Genomic DNA, 8,598 nt, shown 5'->3' with positions numbered 1-8,598 from the left:
CCTATGACCTCGTTTTTACCACAAAGATAGTCGCGGTCTTGACTTTCTTATTTACCGGGCGTAAAAAATCTGTTTTTTTATATACCTTTCCTCTAAAAAGAAAAATCTCCTGCTCTTATATTCGCATGTAACTTACTTGTATCTAATTAATTATACTTATAGTCCGTAAGTTTTCCCACAAAACGCCTAAGACGACAAGTATTTTGTCGTCTGAACTAGTAAAGTTTGTTACTTTCCTCTTCAGCCTAAAAGGACTACGCTGGTGTCCAATCCCTCTATAGATACAATAATTTTGTAAACGCGCTCATGTGGCAGCACAAAGGTAATTATGTTGTCGATAGAGGTATATCGGAAAGGTCTATCCGACCAATAACGATTCTAATGCTTGAATATCATTTTGCCATTCCGCCTGCTTTTCAAGCCGCTTGAGGTAAACATCTATAAAATCCTCGTCTTTTGTCAGCATATGCCATACTGCGACCAATAGTTTTCGGGCGATGGCTACTTGTATCTTCATCTTGTTCTTATGGCGTTGGGTGCATTGCACGTAGCTGAAATTTGAGAAAAAGCAGTTTCGGGTTCTTGATGCGACCCAGGATATTTCAATCAATATCTGACGCAGGAATCGGTTCCCATGCGTCGTCCTGTTGCTTTTGACTTTATTGTTGCTTATATCATTGCGTGGTTTCAATCCACACCATCCCACTAGGTTTGTTGCTTTTTCAAACGGTTTCATGTCAGCCCCGGTCTCCGCAATTATAGCCGAAGCGGCGCGTTCTTTAACACCGGGGATACTCTGTAGACGTTTGAATTGTTTCGGGAAGTGTTCCTGGCACATGGCAATGAGAGCATTCCTGCATTCTTCGATTTGTCGCTCGATTACCTCTATAAGCTCTGCGTATTGCTTTAACAAACAGATGTCTGCCTGGTGAAAGTCACCCGTTACGGCATCCTTTATGATGTTGCGTCCGTATTTCCGTAGAGTTTTTCCATGAATGAGTTTCACCAGCTCCTCAGGGTCTGTTATCCCGGTTATTATTGCACGGACGCACTTCTGATAGCTTTTTCCATTGACTCGGGATACATAGTTACTTAACCGAAAACCACATCGCTGTAAAGCAGCGTCCTGTTTATTGCTGTTATACGTCAGGTCTTCATTCAGGTCGAAGATGCGACGGTTATACTTGCGCATGTCCTGCACTCTCTTATCTGGCACAAAACTTCCACGAATCAGATTCTTCAACAAGCATTCCGCTATCCATTGGGCATCCTTCACATCACTCTTGCGACCGGGAAGCTGCTTTATAAAATAAGGATTTACCAATTTGAGAGACATGCTCTCGCACAAGGCATTCCACACAGGGACCCAATAGGTCGAAGTGCTTTCCATTGCTGCCTCTGTCACCCCATGAGAAACCATCTCGGAACACATAAGTTCTAAATCAGGAGTCAATGTACCATAAACTTTTGCAAAAATAACGGCCTCTGTATTATCCATCACACAGAGATAAATTGTATCTTTGTGGACATCAAGGCCGGCCACGATTCTGTCTTTGTCCATATTTGAGATTTTTTAGTTACACTCCTTAAATATAGGACATTCGTAACAATTAAACGAAGTATGAAGCAGAGTTTGAGGGTTGGCCTCGGTTTTTATTGTGCCGGTGTAGAAAAACTCGATTTTTCTATATAATTTTGTATAGTATTCGCACTAAAACAAAGTACATCATGGAAAATGAAAAGAAACTAACCCGTTCTTCCAACCGAATGATCGCAGGTGTATGCGCCGGAATAGCCGAATATTTCGGATGGGACCCTACCTTATTAAGAATAGTGTATATACTGGCTACATTCTTCACTGCTTTCGCCGGAGTAATCATATATATAATCCTGTGGATTGTCATGCCGGGAAAAAGACCTTCAGACGGATACGAAGACCGTATGAATCAACGTTTACATTAAATTAAAAGTATAGACCATATTTTCATACCAGTATCCGATATAGATAAAAGCCTTCGTTCCTGGAAGATGGTAATCCGATAGAAATAAGTACATTAGTATAGCTCCAGTCCGAACTCATCTTTCAGCTGCATCAACGCTTGATTCTTTTGAGCCATCATCTGGAATTTCTCGACACGTCCCACAGGACGTATTGTTTCCGTTGCCTCACTTACCCGCACTGTCATCACCACTTTGCTGTTTTTCAGCCTACCACGAAGATAACTCTGCAATTCAGGAATCAAAGCTGTAAAATCCTTTGCAGCAAACTCATTATCAACCACCACTTCAAAAGTCGTTGAGTTATTAAGCAATACCGGACGGAGCATCTGCATACGTTTAGTAAGAGCATCCTGTTCTTTCGGCAACTGACCGGCATATTCCTGCCAGTAATAATTCAAATCCCGGTCATTGAAAATAAAATCTTCTTCCGGTTGCTGTACTCTGGGAACATGAGTGGTAACTGTATTCTGCGTTGTCTGATCGCGCTGCGGATTCTTGATAGACACGCCCAAACTAGACATCTTCATCACCGGAATTCTCCGTTCTTCCTTGACAGTTGAGGCAACTCCCGCTCCTTGCGACGGAGCAGACGAAGCCGCACCAGAAGAAGCTGATGCTCCCGGTTGCGTTGCCGCAGATGCTTGCGGATGCCGGACAGTAGTGCCATTAACAGCCTGTGTTGTTACTGAAGACGGAGACGTATGAAGGGAAGCCTGCTGAACCTGGGTTGCAGAAGCGACCTGCGGCTGCTGAGCTGCGGCAGGCTGTGTGAATATGGGTTTTATGGTCTTCGTAGGGCCACGCCCACCACTCACGTCATCCCCCTCGGTGGTAAGCTGTGCAACCTGTATCAAGGTCAGTTCTACCAGCAAACGCTTATTTTTGCTGATGCGGTAATTCAAATCACACTCATTACAAAGCTTCATGGCCCGGTACAAGAAAGGTAACGGACATTTCTGCGCCTGTTCCTGATAGCGTTGGCGTATGCTCGCTCCCACCTCCAGTAGAGGCAATGTCACCGGGTCTTTCCCCACCAACAGGTCACGGAAATGAGACGATAATCCGGTAATAAAATGACTTCCGTCAAAGCCTTTATTCAATATATCATTGAAAAGCAACAAAGCATCACTTACCTTGTTTTCGAGGAAACAATCCGTCAGACGGAAATAATATTCATAATCAAGAACGTTCAGATTATCAATCACACTCTTATAGGTGATATTTCCTCCGGTGAAACTTACAACCTGATCGAAGATAGACAAAGCATCACGCATACCACCGTCTGCCTTCATAGCTATCACGTTCAGTGCTTCCGGCTCCGCCGTGATTCCTTCTTTCGAAGCAACATACGACAGATGATTCACCGTATCTTCCACGCTTATCCGGTTAAAGTCATAAATCTGACAACGGGAAAGAATGGTAGGGAGAATCTTATGCTTCTCCGTCGTAGCCAGGATAAAGATAGCATGACGGGGAGGTTCTTCCAGCGTTTTCAGGAACGCATTGAAAGCAGATGCCGAAAGCATGTGCACCTCGTCGATGATATATACCTTATACTTACCAATCTGCGGCGGGATGCGTACTTGCTCCACCAACTGGCGAATGTCATCTACCGAATTGTTGGAAGCAGCATCGAGTTCGTGAATATTGTATGATCGCTGTTCGTTGAAAGCTACACATGACTCACACTGATTGCAAGCCTCTCCGTCGGCCGTAGGCGTCATACAATTGATGGTTTTGGCAAAGATACGCGCACAAGTGGTCTTTCCTACCCCACGTGGTCCGCAAAACAAATAAGCATGAGCCAGCTTTTGGGTAGCAATTGCATTTTTCAGCGTAGTAGTCAACGCCCGCTGTCCTACCACCGATTCGAACGTGGACGGACGGTACTTACGGGCTGAAACAATATAGTTTTCCATATCCGGGATTCTCTCTGTTTTTTTGAATTTTCGCTTATTCTGCAAATGTACACAAAAAAAGTGAGATGTAATAAGGGATAAAGAGAGAAGTTTTGAAGCTAAAGCGATAAGTTTTTAAGTTATTAGTTTTATCTTTGCGGATATTAAAAGGAGAAATTATGGGTAAACTAATCAATATCTGGAGTTTCATACGCAGACGAAAGTATCTCATTACGGTCGTTGCGTTTGCTGTTATCATTGGCTTTCTGGACGAGAACAGCCTGGTTCGTCGTTTCGGATATGAACGGGAGATTAGCCAGTTGAAAGAAGAGATAGAAAAATATCGGGCAGATTACGAAGAGAACACCAAGCGTCTCAACGAAATAACGACCAATCCGGACGCCATCGAGCAGATCGCCCGTGAAAAGTATCTGATGAAGAAACCCAACGAAGATATTTACGTTTTTGAAGATTAAAGAATGAAACAATTAGTACCCGCCCTTTTTGTCGTAGGCGCCATCATGGCTCTCACCGGAGCTGCTGTATTTATCACCGGATGGATCTATGCTCCTTACATATATACTATCGGAGCCGGACTTTTCGCATTGGCACAAGTGAACACGCCTGTCAAAGGAAAAGGCAAAACACTGAAACGCCTACGCGTTCAGCAGATATTCGGAGCATTGGCGCTGATCCTGACTGGAGCCTTTATGTTTACCACCCGAGGCAATGAATGGATTGCCTGCCTCACGATTGCTGCTATCCTCGAACTTTACACTGCTTTCCGTATTCCGCAGGAAGAAGAAAAAGAAAGGGCATAAAAAAAGCCTGTTCATAGCTTTACAGTCTTGAACAGGCGGAAATCGAAAAAAATATTGAAAACGTTCCGTCCTTTTTATCAGGAAACGGAACGTTTATTTTTTATCCTTCACTATTATTTCTTCACAGGTGAATATCTTGCATTCAACCCGTCAACAATTTCTTTTGTGATATTAAAAGTGCTGTCAGCATAAAGCAGGTTATCAAAACCTGTGTTGCTGAAAATCAGGCTATATCCGTGAGTCTTATTATATTCTTTCAGGAAAGCGTTGATAGAATCGCGGAACTGCAAGCTATTCTTGTTGTTCTCTTCCATCAAACCATTCTGAAGTTTGTTACTCAACTCTTGCAAATCTTGTTCCAACTTCACCAGACGGTTGTATTCTTGCTGCGCTCTATCTTGTGACAGGAAAGCATTGTTTTCTACTTTCTTCTGGAAATCTTGTTTTTCCTTGTTCAAAGAGGTAGCCTTCTGATTCAATGTCATGCGAACGTTCTCGCTCTTCTTTACCATCGCCTCATTCAAGTCAATACAGAAATTGTATTTGGCAAGCAGCGTATCTATTTCAACATAGGCAATTTTCATTCCTGACAGTTCGGCATTAGCCTGTGCCGGAGTACTTGTAGTTTGATTGTCAGTTTTGCCAGCACATTGTGAAAATAAAACGATAAACGCAAGAGCAGCCAAACCGTTCATGAGGTAGTTCATTCTATTCATAATTAATAAGTATTGTTTTTAATAAATTTAATTCATACTATCGTTCAAGGCTTTTTCCAACTCATCAATAGAAAAACGCGGTTTCTTTTGTGCTTCGCGATCCTGCGACTGTGCGCATCCGATTCCTTTCTGACGCAACGTTTTATTCCCGCTCACATGACCATTCGGGAATTTTCCACCCTTCGTAAAGAATACTTTCACCCCTAATAATACCAGGGAAATAGCAACTATTAACAAAGTTATCAGTATAGTCTCAACCATTTCTATTAATTTTGTGAGTGCAAAGATAGGCTTTAATGAGATATGAGTTCAGATAAGTCAATCAAATTAACCATATTTAGCAATAGAAGAAGCGAAAACAGCCCTTCTATTCCTATTATAAAATAAAAACAGCATGGAAAAAAAAGACTTAAAGCCGGCTGGCGTATTCAAGTATTTCGAAGAAATCTGCCAAGTGCCACGCCCTTCGAAGAAGGAAGAGAAAATGATTGCTTACCTAAAGGCATTCGGAGCAAAACATAACCTGGAAACCAAGGTGGACGAAGCCGGCAACGTATTGATTAAAAAACCCGCTACTCCGGGAAAGGAAAATCTTCAAACCGTCGTATTGCAATCACATATCGACATGGTGTGCGAAAAGAACAATGACGTTCAACATGACTTCCTCACCGACCCCATCGAAACGGAAATTGACGGTGAATGGCTGAAAGCCAAAGGCACTACCCTCGGAGCCGACAACGGTATCGGTGTAGCTACCGAACTGGCTATTCTGGCTGACGACAGCATTGAACATGGTCCGTTGGAATGTCTGTTTACCGTAGACGAAGAAACGGGGCTTACCGGAGCTTTCGCCCTGCAGGAAGGCTTTATGAGCGGTGATATTCTTCTGAATCTCGATTCGGAAGATGAAGGGGAAATCTTTATCGGCTGTGCCGGAGGTATTGACTCCGTTGCAGAATTTACTTATAAGGAAGTGAAAGTTCCTGCTGGATATTTCTTCTTCAAGGTGGAAGTGAAAGGTTTGAAAGGCGGTCACTCCGGTGGTGATATTCATTTGGGACGGGGAAATGCCAACAAAATACTGAACCGTTTCCTTTCACGCATGGCTGGCAGGCATGATCTGTATCTTTGTGAAATCAACGGTGGTAACCTGCGTAACGCTATTCCCCGCGAGGCATACGCTATCTGTGCAGTTCCTGAAGATGCCAAACATGATGTCCGCACCGAACTGAATATCTTCACCAGCGAAATGGAAGACGAATTATCCGTTGTAGAGCCCGACTTAAAGTTGGTTCTCGAATCGGAAACTCCCCGCAAGACGGCTATCGACCAGGATACCACTACCCGTTTATTAAAAGCTCTGTATGCAGCTCCTCACGGTGTATACGCCATGAGCCAGGATATTCCCGGACTGGTGGAAACTTCTACCAATCTGGCATCTGTCAAGATGAAGCCGAATCATGTCATCCGCATTGAAACTAGTCAGCGGAGCTCGATACTATCCGCACGCAACGATATGGCGAACACGGTTCGTGCCGTATTCCAACTGGCGGGAGCCAATGTTACGTTTGGCGAGGGTTATCCGGGATGGAAACCGAATCCCCACTCGGCTATCCTCGAAGTGGCTGTTGAATCTTACAAGCGTCTGTTTGGTGTAGACGCGAAAGTTAAAGCCATCCATGCAGGATTGGAATGTGGCCTGTTCCTTGATAAATATCCAACGCTGGATATGATCTCTTTCGGACCGACACTGACAGGCGTTCACTCTCCTGACGAACGGATGCTTATTCCTACCGTTGAGAAATTCTGGAAACATCTATTGGATATCTTGGCACATGTTCCTGCCAAGAAATAACAGACAGATAAGTCAACATAAAGAAGAGTATGGTAACAGTGAAAAGAGAGTAGCTGTTGCCATGCTCTTTTTTGCAATGAATTTAATAGCCGTAAGTTTCTTTGCTCCTTCTTATGTTATCGCACAAGATTCTCACGAAGGACAAGGCTATCACGACACACAAGTCCCCTCTCAACAAGAAAGAATCCCTTTCCGCGTTGTAAGTTGGAACATAGAAAACCTGTTTGATACACACCACGACAGTTTAAAGAACGATCACGAATTTCTTCCCGACGCGATGCGTCATTGGAATTATAGCAGATATAAAAAAAAGCTGGTTGACGTTGCCCGTGTAATTACTGCTATTGGCGAATGGAGTCCGCCTGCATTGGTCGGACTATGTGAAGTAGAAAATGATACGGTGCTTCGTGACCTGACCCGCCGTTCTCCTTTAAAAGAGCTTAGTTATCGTTATGTAATGACCCACTCCCCTGATTTAAGAGGAATTGACGTAGCCTTGCTTTATCAACGGGATTTATTCAAACTATTATCTTCCCGTTCCATTTCTATCCCTCCGTTGAAGCAATACCGCCCGACAAGAGATTTGCTACACGTCAACGGACTTCTACTGACGGGAGATACGCTCGACGTATTTGTCTGCCACCTCCCCAGCCGTTCGGGTGGAGCCAAAGAATCGGAACCCTATCGCTTATATGCAGCTCACATTCTACGTATGGAAGTTGATAGCATTATGAACATTCGTTCTTTTCCGCAAGTCATTATTATGGGGGATTTCAACGATTACCCAACCAATCAATCTATTCAGAAAATACTGGAAGCCGAAGCGCCTCCTGTTATGCCCAATGACCTAGCCTCAACAACCAGCTCCGCCAACTTCTCAACAGTTGCCCCCTGCTCACTTAAACTATATCACCTACTCGCTCGGAAAGCAAAGTCAAAAGACTTCGGTTCTTACAAATATCGTGGTGAATGGGGATTACTCGACCACTTGATTGTATCCGGCACTCTATTAAATCAATCAAATCACTTTTTCACCAGCGAAGAAAAAGTAAATGTGTGCCTTCTCCCCTTTTTACTGAAAGATGACGAAAAATATGGTGATAAAGAACCTTTCCGCACTTATAAGGGTATGAAGTATCAAGGCGGTGTCAGCGACCATCTTCCCATCTATACAGACTTTGAACTGATTCTACATTAATTATAAGAAACGGTAGCAGCTAATAATATCCGGTTATTACAAAGAAAGAAAGTCAACCATTATCAGGGAAGTACAAACGTCGTTACAGTATGCTCTGACAAGGGAGTAT

At 43.5% G+C, this 8,598-nt stretch carries 9 protein-coding genes; 5 read left to right on the top strand and 4 right to left on the bottom strand.

Translation table 11 applies throughout. The features are described 5' to 3' along the window. Positions 1-358: 358 nt before the first annotated feature. Positions 359-1,561 (bottom strand): IS110 family RNA-guided transposase, encoded by a 1,203-nt coding sequence (locus HMPREF9009_RS23370; RefSeq protein WP_008021897.1) that lies wholly within the window; start codon positions 1,559-1,561, stop codon positions 359-361. 167 nt (positions 1,562-1,728) lie between these two features. Here HMPREF9009_RS23370 and HMPREF9009_RS23365 point away from each other — a divergent pair, with 167 nt between their 5' ends. Further along, positions 1,729-1,962 (top strand): PspC domain-containing protein, encoded by a 234-nt coding sequence (locus tag HMPREF9009_RS23365; RefSeq protein WP_004316218.1) that lies wholly within the window; start codon positions 1,729-1,731, stop codon positions 1,960-1,962. 92 nt (positions 1,963-2,054) lie between these two features. On the opposite strand, the gene HMPREF9009_RS23360 is transcribed toward HMPREF9009_RS23365, so the two are convergent. Beyond that, positions 2,055-3,920, bottom strand: a complete 1,866-nt coding sequence (locus HMPREF9009_RS23360) for a DNA polymerase III subunit gamma/tau (RefSeq protein WP_049703527.1) — start codon at positions 3,918-3,920, stop codon at positions 2,055-2,057. 158 nt (positions 3,921-4,078) lie between these two features. On the opposite strand from HMPREF9009_RS23360, the gene HMPREF9009_RS23355 reads away from it, so the two are divergent. Further along, positions 4,079-4,375 (top strand): FtsB family cell division protein, encoded by a 297-nt coding sequence (locus HMPREF9009_RS23355; RefSeq protein ID WP_049703526.1) that lies wholly within the window; start codon positions 4,079-4,081, stop codon positions 4,373-4,375. A gap of 3 nt (positions 4,376-4,378) precedes the next feature. Further along, positions 4,379-4,720, top strand: coding sequence for a hypothetical protein (locus tag HMPREF9009_RS23350; protein WP_004316221.1), 342 nt, complete (start codon positions 4,379-4,381; stop codon positions 4,718-4,720). 113 nt (positions 4,721-4,833) lie between these two features. Here the strand turns inward: HMPREF9009_RS23350 and HMPREF9009_RS23345 are convergent, their stop codons facing one another. Further along, the gene (locus HMPREF9009_RS23345) at positions 4,834-5,436 is read right to left on the bottom strand and encodes an OmpH/Skp family outer membrane protein (protein ID WP_032812121.1); all 603 of its coding nucleotides are present in this window, start codon (positions 5,434-5,436) and stop codon (positions 4,834-4,836) included. Positions 5,437-5,463: 27 nt separating this feature from the next. After that, a complete protein-coding gene (locus HMPREF9009_RS23340; protein WP_008026083.1) occupies positions 5,464-5,697 on the bottom strand; it encodes a hypothetical protein in 234 nt (77 codons plus the stop codon). A 133-nt stretch (positions 5,698-5,830) separates the two neighbouring features. Here HMPREF9009_RS23340 and HMPREF9009_RS23335 point away from each other — a divergent pair, with 133 nt between their 5' ends. Next, positions 5,831-7,291 carry an aminoacyl-histidine dipeptidase gene (locus tag HMPREF9009_RS23335; RefSeq protein ID WP_049703525.1) on the top strand — a complete coding sequence of 487 codons (1,461 nt, stop codon included), beginning with the start codon at positions 5,831-5,833 and terminating at the stop codon, positions 7,289-7,291. Further along, on the top strand, positions 7,272-8,489 hold the full coding sequence (locus HMPREF9009_RS23330; protein WP_049703524.1) for an endonuclease/exonuclease/phosphatase family protein: 1,218 nt from the start codon (positions 7,272-7,274) through the stop codon (positions 8,487-8,489). Before HMPREF9009_RS23335 ends, HMPREF9009_RS23330 begins: the two co-directional genes overlap by 20 nt. The last annotated feature ends 109 nt before the right edge of the window (positions 8,490-8,598 follow it).

The sequence above is a fragment of the Bacteroides sp. 3_1_13 genome (assembly GCF_001185845.1).
GTDB lineage: Bacteria > Bacteroidota > Bacteroidia > Bacteroidales > Bacteroidaceae > Bacteroides > Bacteroides xylanisolvens.
The sequence above is the reverse complement of the archived record's forward strand: the minus strand, read 5'-3'. Positions and strand labels throughout refer to the sequence as shown.